Annotated in this window: 18 protein-coding genes and 1 pseudogene; 15 read left to right on the forward strand and 4 right to left on the reverse strand. The window is 72.6% G+C overall.

Going from position 1 to position 15,165, the window contains the following annotated elements:
- Positions 1-2 precede the first annotated feature (2 nt).
- The 11 genes and pseudogenes from ABZS66_RS07725 (at position 3) to ABZS66_RS07775 (ending at position 7,756) form a co-directional block, all read left to right on the forward strand.
- On the forward strand, positions 3-836 hold the full coding sequence (locus ABZS66_RS07725; RefSeq protein WP_354756171.1) for a 3-keto-5-aminohexanoate cleavage protein: 834 nt from the start codon (positions 3-5) through the stop codon (positions 834-836).
- Positions 829-1,782: an asparaginase gene (locus tag ABZS66_RS07730; protein ID WP_354756172.1), complete on the forward strand. Its 954-nt coding sequence runs from the start codon at positions 829-831 to the stop codon at positions 1,780-1,782. Before ABZS66_RS07725 ends, ABZS66_RS07730 begins: the two co-directional genes overlap by 8 nt.
- Before the next feature lie 69 nt (positions 1,783-1,851).
- Positions 1,852-2,184 (forward strand): annotated as a pseudogene (locus ABZS66_RS07735) (helix-turn-helix transcriptional regulator); the annotation flags it as partial.
- A gap of 62 nt (positions 2,185-2,246) precedes the next feature.
- Positions 2,247-2,681 carry a hypothetical protein gene (locus tag ABZS66_RS07740; protein ID WP_354756173.1) on the forward strand — a complete coding sequence of 145 codons (435 nt, stop codon included), beginning with the start codon at positions 2,247-2,249 and terminating at the stop codon, positions 2,679-2,681.
- A gap of 69 nt (positions 2,682-2,750) precedes the next feature.
- Positions 2,751-3,077: a DUF2516 family protein gene (locus ABZS66_RS07745; protein ID WP_354756175.1), complete on the forward strand. Its 327-nt coding sequence runs from the start codon at positions 2,751-2,753 to the stop codon at positions 3,075-3,077.
- 6 nt (positions 3,078-3,083) lie between these two features.
- Positions 3,084-3,971, forward strand: a complete 888-nt coding sequence (locus ABZS66_RS07750) for an alpha/beta hydrolase (protein ID WP_354756177.1) — start codon at positions 3,084-3,086, stop codon at positions 3,969-3,971.
- Between the two features lie 34 nt (positions 3,972-4,005).
- Entirely contained in the window at positions 4,006-4,773 is a 768-nt protein-coding gene (locus tag ABZS66_RS07755; RefSeq protein ID WP_354756179.1) for a hypothetical protein, read from the forward strand.
- An 8-nt stretch (positions 4,774-4,781) separates the two neighbouring features.
- Entirely contained in the window at positions 4,782-5,354 is a 573-nt protein-coding gene (locus ABZS66_RS07760) for a sigma-70 family RNA polymerase sigma factor (protein WP_354756181.1), read from the forward strand.
- Positions 5,351-5,779 carry a hypothetical protein gene (locus tag ABZS66_RS07765; protein ID WP_354756183.1) on the forward strand — a complete coding sequence of 143 codons (429 nt, stop codon included), beginning with the start codon at positions 5,351-5,353 and terminating at the stop codon, positions 5,777-5,779. The genes ABZS66_RS07760 and ABZS66_RS07765 overlap by 4 nt, the downstream gene beginning before the upstream one ends.
- A gap of 90 nt (positions 5,780-5,869) precedes the next feature.
- Positions 5,870-6,607 (forward strand): alanyl-tRNA editing protein, encoded by a 738-nt coding sequence (locus ABZS66_RS07770; RefSeq protein ID WP_354756184.1) that lies wholly within the window; start codon positions 5,870-5,872, stop codon positions 6,605-6,607.
- Positions 6,608-6,997: 390 nt separating this feature from the next.
- Positions 6,998-7,756 carry a maleylpyruvate isomerase family mycothiol-dependent enzyme gene (locus ABZS66_RS07775; protein WP_354756186.1) on the forward strand — a complete coding sequence of 253 codons (759 nt, stop codon included), beginning with the start codon at positions 6,998-7,000 and terminating at the stop codon, positions 7,754-7,756.
- Here the strand turns inward: ABZS66_RS07775 and ABZS66_RS07780 are convergent.
- Genes ABZS66_RS07780 through ABZS66_RS07790 form a run of 3 tightly spaced genes read right to left on the reverse strand, consistent with a single transcriptional unit; the run spans position 7,728 to position 10,039 of the window.
- Complete coding sequence (locus ABZS66_RS07780) at positions 7,728-8,522, reverse strand: EI24 domain-containing protein (protein ID WP_354756187.1); 795 nt, start codon at positions 8,520-8,522, stop codon at positions 7,728-7,730. The genes ABZS66_RS07775 and ABZS66_RS07780 overlap by 29 nt on opposite strands.
- A 9-nt stretch (positions 8,523-8,531) precedes the next feature.
- On the reverse strand, positions 8,532-9,281 hold the full coding sequence (locus ABZS66_RS07785) for a class I SAM-dependent methyltransferase (RefSeq protein WP_354756189.1): 750 nt from the start codon (positions 9,279-9,281) through the stop codon (positions 8,532-8,534).
- 2 nt (positions 9,282-9,283) lie between these two features.
- A complete protein-coding gene (locus tag ABZS66_RS07790) occupies positions 9,284-10,039 on the reverse strand; it encodes an SDR family oxidoreductase (protein ID WP_354756190.1) in 756 nt (251 codons plus the stop codon).
- A 134-nt stretch (positions 10,040-10,173) separates the two neighbouring features.
- Between ABZS66_RS07790 and mshA the strand changes: the two genes are divergently transcribed.
- From mshA to ABZS66_RS07810, 4 genes are all read left to right on the forward strand, one after another.
- The gene (gene mshA, locus ABZS66_RS07795; protein ID WP_354756191.1) at positions 10,174-11,475 is read left to right on the forward strand and encodes a D-inositol-3-phosphate glycosyltransferase; all 1,302 of its coding nucleotides are present in this window, start codon (positions 10,174-10,176) and stop codon (positions 11,473-11,475) included.
- On the forward strand, positions 11,472-11,975 hold the full coding sequence (locus tag ABZS66_RS07800) for a YbjN domain-containing protein (RefSeq protein ID WP_354756193.1): 504 nt from the start codon (positions 11,472-11,474) through the stop codon (positions 11,973-11,975). Before mshA ends, ABZS66_RS07800 begins: the two co-directional genes overlap by 4 nt.
- A gap of 10 nt (positions 11,976-11,985) precedes the next feature.
- Entirely contained in the window at positions 11,986-13,458 is a 1,473-nt protein-coding gene (locus ABZS66_RS07805) for a glycosyltransferase family 39 protein (RefSeq protein WP_354756195.1), read from the forward strand.
- 337 nt (positions 13,459-13,795) lie between these two features.
- Positions 13,796-14,827 (forward strand): chlorophyllase, encoded by a 1,032-nt coding sequence (locus ABZS66_RS07810; protein WP_354756197.1) that lies wholly within the window; start codon positions 13,796-13,798, stop codon positions 14,825-14,827.
- On the opposite strand, the gene ABZS66_RS07815 is transcribed toward ABZS66_RS07810, so the two are convergent.
- Positions 14,822-15,136, reverse strand: coding sequence for an STAS domain-containing protein (locus ABZS66_RS07815; RefSeq protein WP_238010890.1), 315 nt, complete (start codon positions 15,134-15,136; stop codon positions 14,822-14,824). The two genes, ABZS66_RS07810 and ABZS66_RS07815, sit on opposite strands and share 6 nt — an antisense overlap.
- Between the last annotated feature and the right edge of the window lie 29 nt (positions 15,137-15,165).

The raw sequence follows: 15,165 nt of genomic DNA on the forward strand, positions 1-15,165 counted from the left end.
TGATGACGACGACGTTGATCACGGTGGCTCCCACCGGTGCGGAATCCCGCAAATCCGACGTGCCCGCCCTGCCGGTGACCCTGGCTGAGCTGGTCACGACCGCCCGAGAGTGCGAAGCGGTGGGGGCGAGCGTGATCCACGTCCACCTCCGCGACGACGACACCAACCCCACGCTCGACCTCGGCCGCCTCAAGGAGGCCGTCGCCGCCCTCCGGGCCGACACCGGCCTGATCGTCCAGCTGTCGAGCGGCGGCGCCGTGACCGACCCCGAGGAACATCGGCTCCGGGTGCTCGACGCGCAGCCCGACATGGCGAGCTGCACCATGGGCACGGTCAACTTCGGCGACGACGTGTTCCTCAACCGGTGGGGGTTCATCGTCGAGCTGCACACGAGGATGCAGGACCGGGGGATCGTCCCCGAGTACGAGATCTTCGACCTCGGGCAGCTGACCAGCCTCCAGCGGCTGCTCGGCAGGCACGGCCTGCCCCACGGCGGGCACGTGCACGTCGACTTCGTCATGGGCGTCCCCGGCGGGATGCCGGGCACCGTGCCGGCCCTCGCCGCCGGGCTCCAGGCGCTGGGCGACCTGCCCGAGGGCACCACGTTCTCGGCGACCGGGATCGGGCGCACCAGCCTGCCCGTCCTGCTGGCGTCGCTCGCCGCCGGCGGGCACCTGCGGGTCGGCATGGAGGACACCGTCACGTACGCCAAGGGGCAGCCCGTCGAGAGCAACGCCCAGCTCGTGGCCCGCGCCTCCGGGTTCGCCCGGCTGGCCCAGCGGCCGCCGATGAGTGCCGCCGAAGCCCGCACGATGCTCGGGATCAGCAATGGCTGACGCGTACCTGGGTGGCGAGCCGCTCGCCGAGGTCGTCCGCAGCGGGTTCGTGGAGAGCCGGCACAATGGCTCGGTCGTCGTGCTCGGCTCCGACGGTGAGGTCACCGCCTGGGCCGGGGACGTGACGGGCGCGATCTTCCCGCGCTCGTCCAACAAGCCGCTCCAGGCCGTGGGCCTGCTCCGGGCCGGGCTGCGGCTCACCCCGCCGCAGCTCGCCGTGGTCGCGGCCAGCCACCGTGGGCAGCCGATGCACCTTCGGGCGGTACAGCATCTGCTCGATGAGGCCGGCATTGCGGAGAGCGCCCTCGGGTGCCCGCCGGACTATCCGCTGTCGGAGGACGCCCGCGACGAGCTGATCCGCGCCGGGCGGGGCCGCGAACGGCTGTTCATGAACTGCTCGGGCAAGCACGCCGGCATGCTGCGGACCGCGGCGCTCAACGGCTGGCCGCTGGAGACCTACCTGAACGCCGATCACTCGGTACAACTTGGAATCAAGGCCACGCTCGAGGATCTGTGCGCCGAGAAGACGGCGACGACCGGCGTCGACGGCTGCGGGGCGCCCCTGCTCGCGCTGTCGCTGCGCGGCCTCGCCACCGGCATCCAGCGCCTGGTCGAGGCCGAAGCGGGCACGCCGGAGCGGTCGACCGCCGATGCCATGCGCGCCCACCCCGAGCTCGTGTCCGGCGACGACGAGGGCGGCGACGACACGCGCCTCATGCGCGCCGTTCCCGGCCTGCTGGTGAAGAGCGGCGCCGAGGGTGTGCTGGTCGCGGCCCTGCCCGGGGTGGGTGCGGTCGCGCTGAAGATCGACGACGGCGGGATGCGGGCCCGGGTGCCCGTGTTCGTCGCCGCGCTGCGCCGGCTGGGTGTTTCGGTCGACACCGAGGTGGAAGTTGCGGTGAACGGCGGTGGCGGCAAGGTGGGTGTGGTGAGGTCGATCTGGTGAGCGGGCTCACGCTAGCAGAAGTTAGCATTTTGCTTGCTATAGCTAGCACGGCGAGCTACGGTCGGTAGCGTGACTGAAGAGCCGCGCGATCTGGGCGGGTTCATCCGGGACCTGCGCCGCAACGCGCGCATCTCACTCCGCCAGCTCGCCGAGCAGGCGGGAGTCAGCAACCCATACCTCAGCCAGATCGAGCGTGGCCTGCGCAAACCCAGCGCCGAGGTGCTGGCACAGCTCGCGAGTGCACTGCGGGTGTCGACCCCGTTGATGTACCTGCGCGCCGGCCTGCTGGAGCGCGAGGGCCACGACGTGCTGGCCGCGATCGCTGCGGACGGTGATCTCACGGTCGCCCAGAAGCAGTCGCTCACGCAGATCTACGAGACGTTCCGCCGGGAGAACGCGCGCACCGCGGCCGAGGGCCTGAGCGGCGAAAACGGCGACGCCGACAACGACGACAAGGAGCCCACATGACCACGAAGACCACCACCCGCAAGATCCCGAACCCGCTGTACGCCGCCGCCGGCGCGGGTGACTACGCCTACGAGCAGCTGCGCAAGCTGCCCGGCCAGGTCGCCCAGCTGCGCGACCGGGTCGGCGAGCTGCGTCCGGCCGGAACCGACGCCACCCTGCGGTCCGACCTCGACCGCCTGGCCGTCGTCGCCCGCCGCAACGCCGGCGCCGTCCTCGCGAGCGCCCAGGCCGGCGCGCAGGTCGTCCAGGACCGCGCCGCCGCCGTCTACTCCGGGCTCGTCGCCCGCGGCGAGAAGGTCGTCGGCACCACCGGCACCACCGAGGCCAGGATCGAGCTGGAGCCGGCCGAGGCGAAGGTCACCACCACCACGACCACCACGGCGAAGAAGACCACCACCGCGGCCAAGAAGACGACCGCCGCGAAGAAGTAACCGGAGTTTCTCGGGAGCCCTCCGGCACCGTCTCGCACGGGCCGGGGGGCTTCGGCATAAGCTCAGGGGATGGTGAGTGCGGTGCCGGTGTTCTACGACGATGTCGAGTGGTACATCGCGATCGTCGTGTGGATCTTCTGCCTGGTGCTCGGCGCGGCCGCGTTCCTGCACTGTGTCGTGCAGCGGGCGGACGCGTTCCCGGCGATCGGCACGATGTCCAAGACCATCTGGCTCGCCATGATCATCGGCGGCGAGTTCTTCACGGCGATCTCCCCGTCCATCGGACTGGGCTTCCTCGGCATCTTCCCGCTGATCGCGGCCGGCATCTTCGCCGTCTACCTGCTGGACATCAGACCCACGCTGCGGGACGCGGTCGACGGGCACGGCTCCTGGTAGCGCCCCATGGACTTCCGCTGGCCACCTCCGCCCGACGGACGGCCTGACCGCTTCCGCCCGCCCGTGACCAGGGGCCCGCAGACCGGGCGCCCGACCCTCCCGACCCCGCCGACCGAGCAGATCGCCACCCCGCACGGCGTCGAGCTGGAGTGGCTGGTCACCGGCGACGGCGAGCCGGTCACCGTCTTCGCCCACGGCCTCGGCAGTGGCATCGCCGAGACCCGTCCGCTGGGCAGCGCCGTCGCCGGCCGCAAGGTCTTCTTCCACTTCCGCGGCCACGGCCACTCGGCCGCGCCGGGCGGGCGCTGGACCTACGAGGACCTGGCCCGCGACCTGCGCGCCGTCGCCGACCTGTCGGGCGCCACCCACGCGCTCGGGGTGAGCATGGGCGCCGGCGCACTGTGCCGGCTGCTCGCCGACAACCCGGGCCGCTTCGACCGCGCGGTGTTCTTCCTGCCCGCGGTGCTCGACGCGCCCCGCCCGGCGGCCGCCCAGGAGCGGCTGAGCGCCCTGCTGGAGTCGATCGAGGCGGGCGACGCGGCAGCGGTGGCCGACGTGATCTCGCAGGAGGTCCCGTCGCAGATGCGCAACACGCCCGCGGTCTGGGCGTTCCTGCGCCAGCGCCTCGACCAGCTGATGCGCGACGGCCTGGCCGCCGGCCTGCAGTCGCTGCCCGAGCAGGCCGCGATCGACGACCGCGCGGCGCTGTCCTCGGTGACCGCGAAGTGCCTGGTGCTCGCCTGCCGGGGTGACGAGCTGCACCCGGCACCGGTGGCCGAGCAGCTCGCGGAGGCGCTGCCCGACGCCGAGCTGTACGTGTACGACCGGCCGGGCATCCTGTGGACCCAGCGGGCCGACCTCAGGTCACGAATCTCGACGTTCCTCAACGCCTGACGTATCAGGGCGCCGCGCGGCTCCTCTGTCTGGCATGGACCCCTTCGAACAGTCCGACCTGATCGTCGACCTCGATCATGTGCCCGTGGTCACGCAGTGGCTGTCCGGGCGGAAGATCGGGTTCGCCGAGGTGGAGCGGCACGAGACGCTCCGGCTGGCGCTGCTGCGCCTGCCCGGGGCCGAGTGCCCGCTGTGGCTGGAGAGCACGATCGCCGAGCTGCGGGACGCGTTCATGTTCCAGCACGCGGGCTGGACCCCTCTCGTGGGGAAGAACCGGACGCTCGCGCCCGTTCCGTCGGGGTTCGAACGGGGTGGGTCCGCGGGCGCCGGCGAAGGGGTCCGCGTCGGCGTGATCGGCCCGGGCGAGGCCGCGATCCGTGCGCTGGCGCCCCGCGCCGAGGTCCGGTCGGCGCCGGTGACGACCGCCTGGCAGGCGGCGACCGCCCTGGCCGGGTTCGCCGCCGACCTGCTGTACGCGGCCGTGACCTGCACGCCGTACGACGGCCAGCCGCCCCTGGTCCTCCAGCGCGCGGTCGACGTGCTGAGCCCGCGCGCCGTCATCGTCGCCCCGGCCGGCGCGCAGACCGGCTACCCGGCCGCCTGCGCCGGCGTGGTGACCGTCGGCGTGCCCGGCCAGGAGGCGCCCCCCTGGCTCAACTGCTTCGCCGACGGCGGGGCGGCCACCGTCGCCGGCCTGATCGCGGCGGGCACGGTGCCCGGCTCGGTGAGCCCCCGCGAGGCGTTCGAGAAGCTGCTCGCGGGAGGTGACCCGATGGTGCGCCGCTATCTGCCGCCGGGATGATGGACACCATGCGGGACGATCCGACGCTCGTCGCCCTGGTCCTGGCCGCCCGCGACGGCAGCCAGACGGCGTGGGACCAGCTCGTCGAGCGGTATGCGCCGCTCGTCTACGGGATCTGCCGGCGCCACGGGCTGGCCGGGATGGACGTCGACGACGTCGGCGCCTCCGTCTGGCTGCGCCTGGTCGAGCGGCTGGACACGATCCGCGAGCCGGCCGCGCTGCCCGGCTGGATCGCGACGACGACCCGCAACGAGTGCCTCCGCGCGCTGCGCGCCCGGCAGCGCACGATCCCGGCCGAGCCCGACGAGCGGCTCGCGGCCGACGACCCGCCCTTCGACGACTGGCTCGTCGCGCAGGAGCGCGGCATCGCGTTGCGCGCCGCGTTCGCCGGGCTGCCGGACCGCTGCCGGCGGCTGCTTTCGCTGCTCTTCGCCGACCCGCCCACGCCGTACAGCGAGATCAGCGCCGCGATCGGCATCGCCGTCGGCGCCATCGGGCCGAACCGCCAGCGCTGCCTGGACCGGCTGCGCCGCGACCCGGCCCTCGCCTCCCTGCTGGACGGAACGGAGGTCGCGCGATGAGCGACGACTCGCTGCTGGAGGAGCTGGGCGCGGCGGTCCGCGACGCCGCACGGGTCCCGGAGTCCTTCCGCGCCGCCGGCCGGGCGGCCTTCGCCTGGCGCAACGTCGACGCCGAGCTGGCCTCCCTCACCGAGGATCCCGCGGCCGTCGGCACCCGGGCCGAGCCGGCCGCGCTGCGGGCGTTCACGTTCGCCGCCCGCGAGCTGTCCATCGAGGTCGAGGTGACCGCCGACGCCCTGGTCGGCCAGGTCGTGCCGCCCCGCCCGGGCCGCATCGAACTGCGCACCGGCACCGGCACCGTCATGGCCTCGGAGGTCGACGAGGTCGGCTGGTTCGCGTTCCGTCCGTTGCCGACCGGGATGTTCCGCCTGTACCTCCAGACGCCGGACGGCTCGCAGATCCTGACCGAATGGGTGACCTTGTAACGCATCACCGGCGGCGCCCCATGCTCCTAGGAGTATGGAGAAAATGCTCGCCCGCTGGGCCGGTCCGACCCGGGTCTAAAGTCCGACGGTATGGGTGTCACGCATCACGGACGTACCTACCGCCTCGACCTCGCCGACCCGACCCTTCGCGAATGGACCTGCACCGTGCTGTCCTCGGACCCCGAGGAGGGCATCGTGCTCGACCGTTCGGCGTTCTACCCCGGCGGCGGAGGCCAGCCGCCGGACCACGGCGTCCTGCTGTGGCAGGGCGTCCAGACCCGGATCACGGGCACCCGCAAGGGCGACGACCTCTACCTGCTGCCCGCCGAGGGCGACCCCCTCCCGCCGCCCGGCACCGACGTCATGGGCGCGGTGGAGGACGACCGCCGCAGCAAGCTCATGCGCACCCACTCCGGCCTGCACGTCATGTGCGGCGTGGTGTTCCGCGACTTCGGCGCCCTGGTGACCGGCGGCTCGATGGAGCCGGCCGAGGCCCGCATGGACTTCAACCTCCCGGAGGTGCCGCCGGACTTCAAGGCCCGCCTGGAGGAGCTGATCAACGCCGAGGTGGTCGCCGACCGCAAGGTGGTCACGAAGGTCCTGGCCCGCGACGACGCCCTGGCCCTGCCCGACATCATCCGCACGCAGGCCAACCTGATCCCGGACGACGAGGAGGAGATCCGCATCGTCGACATCGTCGGCCTCGACTCCCAGGCGGACGGCGGCACCCACGTGGCCTCGACGTCCCAGATCGGCCGCGTCCAGGTGGTGAAGGTGGAGAGCAAGGGCAAGGCCAACCGCCGGGTGAGGGTCCGCCTGGCCGACTGACGCCCGCGTCCACGACGTCGTCCAGGAAGCCCTCCGGGCGCTGGCTCGCCGCCGGATTCCCGCGGGTCCGCCGCCCGGTTGGTCACGGGAGCCGCCGGAGCCCCAGCTGCCGCTTCACACGCCCGGCCTGGGTGCCCGGCTCCTCCGGGAGCGCTGGGGCGCGGACCGGGTTCCGGGCAGCACGCCCGAGGGCGAGCGCTTCGTCGACGACCTGATCCAGCGGGCGCGGAAGGACGACGCGGAGCAGGACCGGGACCAGCGCTGACGGTCATCCCCGAGGCGAGTGCACGTCTATCCGACCTGAGTCCGGTCCACCCCCGGCGCGGTGCTGGCCGGCGCCGTGCCGGGGGTCCGTGGCCTAAGGTTGGTGCATCAGGGGGAGGGATGGCGATGAGCAAGCCTCAGCTCACGAAGGACTACTGGTTGGCCGCCCTGCGGACCGAAGGTGACGCCTTCCGGGCCGCCCTCGGCAGCGGCACGCCCATCGATGCCCCCGTGCCCAGCTGCCCCGGCTGGAGCCTCGGTGATCTCGCCTGGCATCTCCACCTGGTGTACTCCTGGGTCACCGGCCACGTCGGCCGGGGCGTCACCGCCCGGCCCGGGGAGCGGCCGCAGACCGCGCTGCCCGACGGTGTGGACCCGGTGGTGGCCTGGACCGACGCCTTCACCGAGCTGGTCGCCACCCTCGACGCCGTCGATCCCGAGCTCGCCGCCTGGAACTGGGCGCCCCAGGCCAAGAAGGCCGGGTTCTGGCACCGCCGCATGGCCCACGAGACGGCCATCCACCGGTGGGACGCGCAGATGGCCGGCGGGCTCAGCGAGCCGATCGAGGCCAGGCTGGCCAGCGACGGCGTCACCGAGGTGCTCGACAGCTGGTTGCCCGCCGGGCGGCGCAGCGGGCCGGTCGACCGGGCCGGGATGATCGCGCTGCACGCCACGGATCTGGAGCAGGTCTGGTATGTGCGGCTCCGCGGGGCCGGTGTCGCCCTGCTCGACACCGACACGCTGCTGGACACCGACGACCGGCACGAGCGGGCCACCGCGAGCGGGCCGGCCAGCGACCTGGTGCTCGCGCTCTACGGGCGGGTGCCGTTCGACGCGCTGCTCGCGACCGGTGACGTCACCCTGCTACAGGGGCTGCGGGTCTGACCGCGGCCGACTCGATCGGCAGGCCGAGGACGCGGCGGGTCAGCAGGGTGCTGCCCACGACCGCCGCCGGCACGACCACGATCGCGGCGAGCGGCAGCAGCAGTACCAGAAAGACCGGCACCCCGAAGCCCAGGGCGAGCGGCCGGTGGGCCCGCAGGATCTTCCGGCGTTCCTTCAATCGCATGCCGCGGCGGTTGAAGGGGATGCCCGTCAGCTCGACCGCGATGAGCCAGCCGCCGATGACCGCGTTCAGCACCGGGACCACGGTCTGCCCGACGATCGGGATGAAGCCGAGCAGGAACAGCGGGATCGCGAGCGCGACGCCGAGCGCGATCAGCCGGAGCGAGTCGACCAGGTTCGGCCACAGCGTGCGGTACCACGGAAGATCGAGCGCACCCGGCGTCCCGCCCAGCTGGCCCTCGATCCGCTCCGAGATGACCTCGTAGAACGGGTCGCCGATGAGCAGCGTCAACGCCGTGTAGCTGATGATCGACAGCAGCGCGGCGGCGCCCAGGATGCCGGCGCCGGCGCCCACGCGGAGCAGGATGCGCCAGAAGTCCGACCAGTCGTCGGCGAACCAGGTCGTGGCGGCCGCGAGGTCGTCGATGAAGATGATCAGGAAGAACCACGCCACGCCGAGCAGGGCGAACGAGATGACGGCCGGGATCATGCCGAGGAACAGCAGGCCGGGGTTCCGCCCGTATCGCCCGAATCCCCGCCCGAGCAGCCTGATGCCCTCGAGGAACTCCTGCCAGGTCGACTTCACCGCACCAGACTACGGTGCGACGGCACCGTACCGGACGGTCAGCTCACCGAGCCGCCAGCGTGCGGGCCGGTCAACGACCGGCCAGCCCGCGGCCCTGGTCGCCGCGACCGCCTGGCGCCACCGCTGCCGGGGGCCGAACACGGTGAGCGGCGCGGCGGCCTTCCAGGCGTCGTCCAGTGTGGACAGCAGGGCGTGGATGCGCTCACCGGGCACGTTGTGATGGATCAGCGCTTTCGGCAGACGCTCGGCCAGGGTCGACGGAGTGTCCAGGGTGGAGAGCCGGGCGGCGAGGGTGAGCGTCTGCGGGCCGGCCCCGGTCACGGTGACCCAGGACGCGAGCCGGCCCAGCTCGTCGCAGGTGCCCTCGACGAGCACGGCGCCCGACGCCGTCATCGCCGCCCAGGCGCCGTCCACTTCGGACTCGGGGTACTGCCGGAGGACATTGAACGCGCGAACCAGTGCCGGGCGCAGGCCGGCCAGCTCGAAGCCGCCGCGGCGGAACTCCAGCCCGGGTGGGTCCGCGAACGGCTGCGCGGACGCCACCCGGGCCGGGTCGATCTCCAGGCCGACGACCCGGACGCCGAGCCGGGCCCGCAGCTCGACCGCGGTGACCGGGGAGGCGCCGTAGCCGAGGTCGATCACGAGCGGGTCGTCCGCCTGCCGGAGCCGGTCGCCGAACGTGGCGGCGATCCAGTTGTCGACCCGGCGCAGCCGGTTGGGATTGGTCGTCCCCCGCGTGATCGAGCCGACCGGCCGCATCGTCAGAGGACCCGGTGCACCTTGTGCTGCGCGGCCTGGGCCAGCGGCCGGACGACCAGCCGGTCGACGTTCACGTGGTGCGGCCGGGTGGCGGTCCACACGATGCAATCCGCGATGTCGTCGGCGACCAGCGGGAACTCGACGCCGGCGTACACCGCGGCGGCCTTGTCGGCGTCGCCGCCGAACCGGTTCAGGGCGAACTCGTCGGTCCTGACCATGCCGGGGTCGATCTCGACGACCCGGACCGGCCGGCCGTTGAGCTCCAGCCGGAGCGTCTCGGCCACGGCGGTCTGCGCGTGCTTGGCTGCCGCGTAGCCGCCGCCGCCCTCGTAGACGATCAGGCCGGCGGTCGAGCTGAGCACCACGATCGTGCCGCGGCCGGACTTCTCCAGCAGGGGGAGCAGGGCCTTCGTGACGCGGACCGTGCCGAGCACGTTGACGTCGTACATCCACTGCCAGCCGGCCAGGTCGGCGTCCTCGACCTGGTCGGCCCCGACGGCGCCGCCGGCGTTGTTGACCAGCAGCTCCACCGGGCCGTCGAGGCCGCCGGCGACCTCGGCCAGGCGGGCGACGTCGGCGTCGGACGTCACGTCAGCGACCACGGGGGTCACCGAGGACAGCTCGTCGGCGAGGGAGTCGAGGCGGTCGGCGCGGCGGGCGACCGCCACGACGCGGTAGCCGCCGGCGGCGAGGCGGCGGACGGTGGCCAGGCCGATGCCGCTGGACGCGCCCGTGACCACGGCAATACGTGAGGACATATGGCAATCCTGCCCCACGCACAAGCGCGGACACACCGCAGTGACCAACGCAACGGTGGGTAGACAGCCGCCGACGAGGGAACATGGACGGTTGGGAAGATGTAACCCACCGGCAACAGGCAAAGGAGCACGACGTGGCGCGGGTCGGATCGCTGCACAGCCATACCCCGCAGTCCGGTCGGTCCCTTCCGAGGAGGGTCGCCACGCTCTCCGTCCACACCTCCCCGCTCGATCAACCAGGCACCGGGGACGCAGGCGGCATGAACGTGTACATCGTGGAGGTCGCCGAGCGCCTGGCCCGCTCCGGTGTCGAGGTGGAGATCTTCACCCGGGCCACGACCAGCGACCTGCCGCCGGTCGTCGAGATGGCGCCCGGCGTGCTGGTCCGGCACGTGGTCGCGGGCCCGTTCGAGGGCCTGGCCAAGGAGGACCTGCCGGCCCAGCTGTGCGCCTTCACCAGCGGCGTGCTGCGGGCCGAGGCCGCCCGCCCGCTCGGCTGGTACGACCTGGTGCACTCGCACTACTGGCTGTCCGGCCAGGTCGGCTGGCTGGCCAAGGACCGCTGGGGCGTGCCGCTGGTGCACACCGCGCACACCCTCGCCAAGGTCAAGAACCAGCTGCTGGCCGACGGCGACAAGCCGGAGCCGCGCGCCCGCGTCATCGGCGAGGAGCAGGTGGTCGCGGCGGCCGACGGCCTGGTCGCCAACACGCCGGCCGAGGCGCGCGAGCTGATCGAGCTCTACGGCGCCGACCCGCGCCGGGTCAGCGTGGTGCCGCCGGGGGTCGACCTGGAGACGTTCACGAGCCGCCCGGAGCGTCGCGAGGCGGCCCGGCGGCGCTTCGGCCTGCCCGCGGACGCCCAGGTCGTGGCGTTCGTCGGGCGGATCCAGCCGCTCAAGGCGCCCGACGTGCTGCTGCGCGCGGCGGCCGAGCTGCGCCGGCGCGGCCAGGAGCTGGTCGTCGCGGTCTGCGGCGGCCCGAGCGGGTCCGGCCTGGACCGGCCCACCGCGCTCATGGACCTCGCCCGCGACCTGGGCATCGCCGACATCGTCCGGTTCATCGAGCCGCAGCCCCGCACCGCGCTCGCGGATCTCTACCGCGCCGTCGACGTGGTCGCGGTGCCCAGCTACAACGAGTCGTTCGGCCTGGTCGCGATCGAGGCGCAGGCCTGCGGCACGCCGGTCGTCGCGGCCGCCGTCGGCGGGCTGGTGACCGCGGTGCGCGACGGCGTCTCCGGGCTGCTGGTCGACACCCACGACGCGAGCGACTGGGCCACCGCGCTCGGCCGGCTGCTCGCGGAGCCGCGCCGCCGGGCCGAGCTCGCGGCCGGCGCCGTCCGGCACGCGTCCGAGTTCTCCTGGAGCCACACCGCGAGCGGCCTGCTGGCCGCCTACCGCGACGCGCTCGACGTGCACAGGGAGGTCATGGCGGCATGACACGCGACGAGGCGGCCGAGCTGATCCGCAAGGTCGCGGCCGAGCGGGAGATCCCCTTCGACGTGACCGGCGAGCACTCCTTCGTGGTGACGCTGCCCGGCACCCACAAGCAGAAGACGAACTGCAACCTGATCGTCGGCGAGCACACGCTGCGCGTCGAGGCGTTCGTCATGCGGCACCCGGACGAGAACCGCGAGGCGCTGTGGGAGTGGCTGCTCCAGCGCAACGCGCGCATGTACGGGGTGGCGTTCTCGATCGACGCGGTCGGCGACGTGTACCTCGTCGGCCGCCTGCCGCTGCACGCCGTCACCGAGGACGAGCTCGACCGGCTGCTCGGCGCGGTGCTCACGTACGCCGACGAGAGCTTCGACCCGATGCTGGAGATCGGCTTCGGCTCGGCGATCCGCCGCGAGTGGGAGTGGCGGGTCAAGCGCGGCGAACCGCTGGACAACCTGCGGGCATTCACGGCCTTCGTGGAGCGTGGTACGCCCTCCACCTAGCGTGGGGCACGTGATCGAGCGTCCCCGATTCGCCTGGAAGCCCGTCGGCACCATCGCCGCCGGGGCAGCCACTGCGCTGCTGGTCACCATCTCGCGGTATGACTACCACCGCGACGAGCTGTATTTCCGCATGCTGGGCGCCCATCCCAAGTGGGGCTACGTCGACCAGCCGCCGTTCACGCCGCTGCTCATGCGCGCGTGCGTCGAGCTGTTCGGCGACTCTGTCTGGGCTATCCGGCTGCCCGGCCTGATCCTGACCGTCCTGACCGCCGGCCTGCTCGCGCTGATCGCCCGTGAGGTGGGCGGCGGCGCCCGCGCGCAGGGCATCGCGGCGCTCGCCGTCCTCACCACGTTTCCGCTCATCAGCGGGCACGTCACCGTTACCACCGGGCCCGACCTGGTGATGTGGCTGCTGGCGATCCTGTGCATGATGCGGGCGCTGCTGCGCGAGCAGCCGCGCTACTGGCCCGCGGCGGGCCTGGTCGTCGGGCTGGCCCTCTACAACAAGCACCTGATCGTGCTGCTCCTCCTGACCGTTGCCGCCGCGCTGCTGGTCGTCGGCCCGCGCCGGACCCTGGTGTCGCCCTGGCTGTGGGGCGGCGTGGCGATCGCGGTCGTGGTCGGGCTGCCCAACCTGCTGTATCAGATCGCCAACGACTTTCCGCAGGTGTCGATGGCCGACGCGCTGCGCGAGAACAAGGGCGACGAGGCCCGCATCACGCTCCTGCCACTGCAGTTGGTGTGGCTGGGACCGCTCTTTGTCCCCGTCTGGTGGTGCGGGATCGTCGCGCTGCTGCGCAACCCCGCGCTGCGACCGGTGCGGGCGTTCGGGCTGGCCTATCCACTCATGCTGGTCCTGCTGTTCGCCCTGGCCGGTCAGCCGTATTACAGCATCGGCCTGCTCGCCGCGCTGTTCGCCGTCGGGTCGGTGCCGGTCGAGCGGTGGCTGAGCACGACCCGGCGCCGGGCGCTGTTCGCCGCCGGGGCCGTGGTCAACTGCGGCATCGCGATCGTGAGCTCACTGCCGGTGATCCCGGTCGACGTCGTCGGCCGCACCCCGATCCCGGCGATGAACCAGGTGGTCGCCGACCAGATCGGCTGGCCGCGCTATGTCCGCCAGGTCGCCGACGTCTATGAGTCCTTGCCCGCGGAGGACCGTGCCCGCACCGTGCTGCTCACCGGCAACTACGGCGAGGCGGGGTCGCTCGACCGCTACGGCAAGCCGCTCGGCCTGCCCGATGTCTACAGTGGACAAAACGAGCTGTGGCACCTGGGCCCGCCGCCGGAGTCGGCCACCGTCGTCGTGTTCGTCTTCCAGGGCGACCCGGATCGGCTGCGTGCGTTCGGTTCGTGCGAGGAACGGGCCCGGCTCGACAATGGTTACGGCGTCGATAACGAGGAGCAAACAGCGCGGGTCTACGTTTGCCGCGACCGGGTCGGCACCTGGGCTGAGCTGTGGCCGCGCTTCCAGCATTTCGATTGATTTCGATTATTTCGAGTGTGTGAGCGAGCCGACAGCGCGTTTACTTGTCGCTCGAATCGCGCGGCGCGTAACGTCGTTCACGGATCCGGCGATTCCTGAAGTTGGGGAGCGACGGGGGTGTTCTGGGCCTTCGCGGCCCACTCGCGGTGATGTGTCCGGGCGGGGCGCGTCATCGCAAACCGGCGGCACCGCGCGGCCGAAAGGCTGCTGCAGAGCGGGTGTCGTGGACTGGGGGTGCACGCCACCCGCTGCCGCCGGTACGAGCACTGCGTCAAGGCCCGTGAAACTTAATCCGGGCATAAAGACGCGCCGGGTCGAAAACCCGTAGCTTCCTCGCATGCGAACGCTGCCGCGTGCCGTCGCCGCTGCCTTTCTCGCGCTTGCACTCGCCGGATGTGGCGATCAGCCGTCGTCCGATCCGTCGCTGGCCGCCTCGGGCGTTCCCGACGTCGTCGCCGAGGAGTCGGCGCAGGCGGCCTCCCCGGACGAGAGCGGCGTGGCGGCCCTGAACGCGGCGGGCCAGGCCTCGGCCAAGCCGAGCAGCGCCGGGCCGAAGACCGCGCCGACCCAGACGTTCGGCGTCGGGGTCAGCCAGTTCACCTTCTCCCGCGCCGGCCGCACGCTGCGCACGCTCGTCTTCTACCCGTCGACCGGCAGCGCCGGCGGCTCGCCCAAGAACAACGCCCCGGTCGCCGCGGGCCGCTTCCCGCTGGTGCTGTGGAGCCACGGGCTGCACGGCTCGCCCGAGGGGTACCAGGGAGTCAGCGCGAAGATCGCCGCGGCCGGCTTCGTCGTGGCCGCTCCGGCGTACCCGTTCACCAACGACAAGGCGAACCCGTTCAACCAGGGCGACATGAGCAACCAGCCGGCAGACGCGTCGGCGGTGATCACCGAGGTGCTGAAGCTGGACGCCAAGGCCGGCGCCGCGCTGGCCGGGCACATCGAGACCGGGCGGGTCGGCGCGGCCGGCCACTCGGCGGGCGGCTACACGACCGCCGGCATGCTGTCGGGCTCGGGCCGCGACAGCCGGCTCAAGGGCGGGATCATCGTCGCCGGCGGCGGGATGGGCGGCAAGTTCAGCGGCGCCGCCACCCCGGTGCTGTTCATCCACGGCGACAAGGACGGCACCGTGCCGTACAGCAGCGGAAAAAGCCTCTACGACGGCTGCTCGTGGCCGAAGGGCTTCCTGACCCTGCTCGGCGGTGACCACGGCGCGGCCCTGTTCGGCAGCACGCCGGCGGCGCAGGCGGTGAGCAAGACGATGATCGACTTCTTCCGCTACTCGCTCTACGGCGACGGCCCGGCGAAGTCCCGCCTGCGCGGCGACGCGACAGTGAGCGGCGCCGCGAAGTACGACGGAACGCTATAGCGCGAACACGTCGAGGAGGCCGGTCAGCTCCAGTTGGGCGTAGGCGAGCGGCCGCGGGTTGCGCAGCGACAGCGTGCAGCCGGCGCCGTTCGCCAGCTTCCAGCAGCTCACCAGCGCCCCGATGCCGGCCGAGTCGAGCACCGTCACCGCCTCCAGGTCGAGGACCAGCTCGCCGGGCTCGAACGCGGGCAGCACCGCCCGGACCGCCAGCACCACCTGCTCGCGGGTCGCCAGGTCGAGCTCGCCCGCCAGGCGGATCACGACCGTGCCCGCCTGCTTGGCCTCCAGCGTTGCCGACAGCCCGTCCAAAGTCGCCCCCCGCCCGTCCCGTGGAGGGC

This window comes from Dactylosporangium sp. NPDC005572 (assembly GCF_040605515.1).
Taxonomy (GTDB): Bacteria; Actinomycetota; Actinomycetes; order Mycobacteriales; family Micromonosporaceae; genus Dactylosporangium.

Coding starts and splice junctions, on each gene's coding strand:
- ABZS66_RS07725 (WP_354756171.1), top strand. CDS start 3: ATGACGACGACGTTGATCACGGTGGCTCCCACCGGTGCGGAATCCCGC.
- ABZS66_RS07730 (WP_354756172.1), top strand. CDS start 829: ATGGCTGACGCGTACCTGGGTGGCGAGCCGCTCGCCGAGGTCGTCCGC.
- ABZS66_RS07740 (WP_354756173.1), top strand. CDS start 2,247: ATGACCACGAAGACCACCACCCGCAAGATCCCGAACCCGCTGTACGCC.
- ABZS66_RS07745 (WP_354756175.1), top strand. CDS start 2,751: ATGGTGAGTGCGGTGCCGGTGTTCTACGACGATGTCGAGTGGTACATC.
- ABZS66_RS07750 (WP_354756177.1), top strand. CDS start 3,084: ATGGACTTCCGCTGGCCACCTCCGCCCGACGGACGGCCTGACCGCTTC.
- ABZS66_RS07755 (WP_354756179.1), top strand. CDS start 4,006: ATGGACCCCTTCGAACAGTCCGACCTGATCGTCGACCTCGATCATGTG.
- ABZS66_RS07760 (WP_354756181.1), top strand. CDS start 4,782: ATGCGGGACGATCCGACGCTCGTCGCCCTGGTCCTGGCCGCCCGCGAC.
- ABZS66_RS07765 (WP_354756183.1), top strand. CDS start 5,351: ATGAGCGACGACTCGCTGCTGGAGGAGCTGGGCGCGGCGGTCCGCGAC.
- ABZS66_RS07770 (WP_354756184.1), top strand. CDS start 5,870: ATGGGTGTCACGCATCACGGACGTACCTACCGCCTCGACCTCGCCGAC.
- ABZS66_RS07775 (WP_354756186.1), top strand. CDS start 6,998: ATGAGCAAGCCTCAGCTCACGAAGGACTACTGGTTGGCCGCCCTGCGG.
- ABZS66_RS07785 (WP_354756189.1), bottom strand. CDS start 9,281: ATGCGGCCGGTCGGCTCGATCACGCGGGGGACGACCAATCCCAACCGG.
- ABZS66_RS07790 (WP_354756190.1), bottom strand. CDS start 10,039: ATGTCCTCACGTATTGCCGTGGTCACGGGCGCGTCCAGCGGCATCGGC.
- ABZS66_RS07800 (WP_354756193.1), top strand. CDS start 11,472: ATGACACGCGACGAGGCGGCCGAGCTGATCCGCAAGGTCGCGGCCGAG.
- ABZS66_RS07810 (WP_354756197.1), top strand. CDS start 13,796: ATGCGAACGCTGCCGCGTGCCGTCGCCGCTGCCTTTCTCGCGCTTGCA.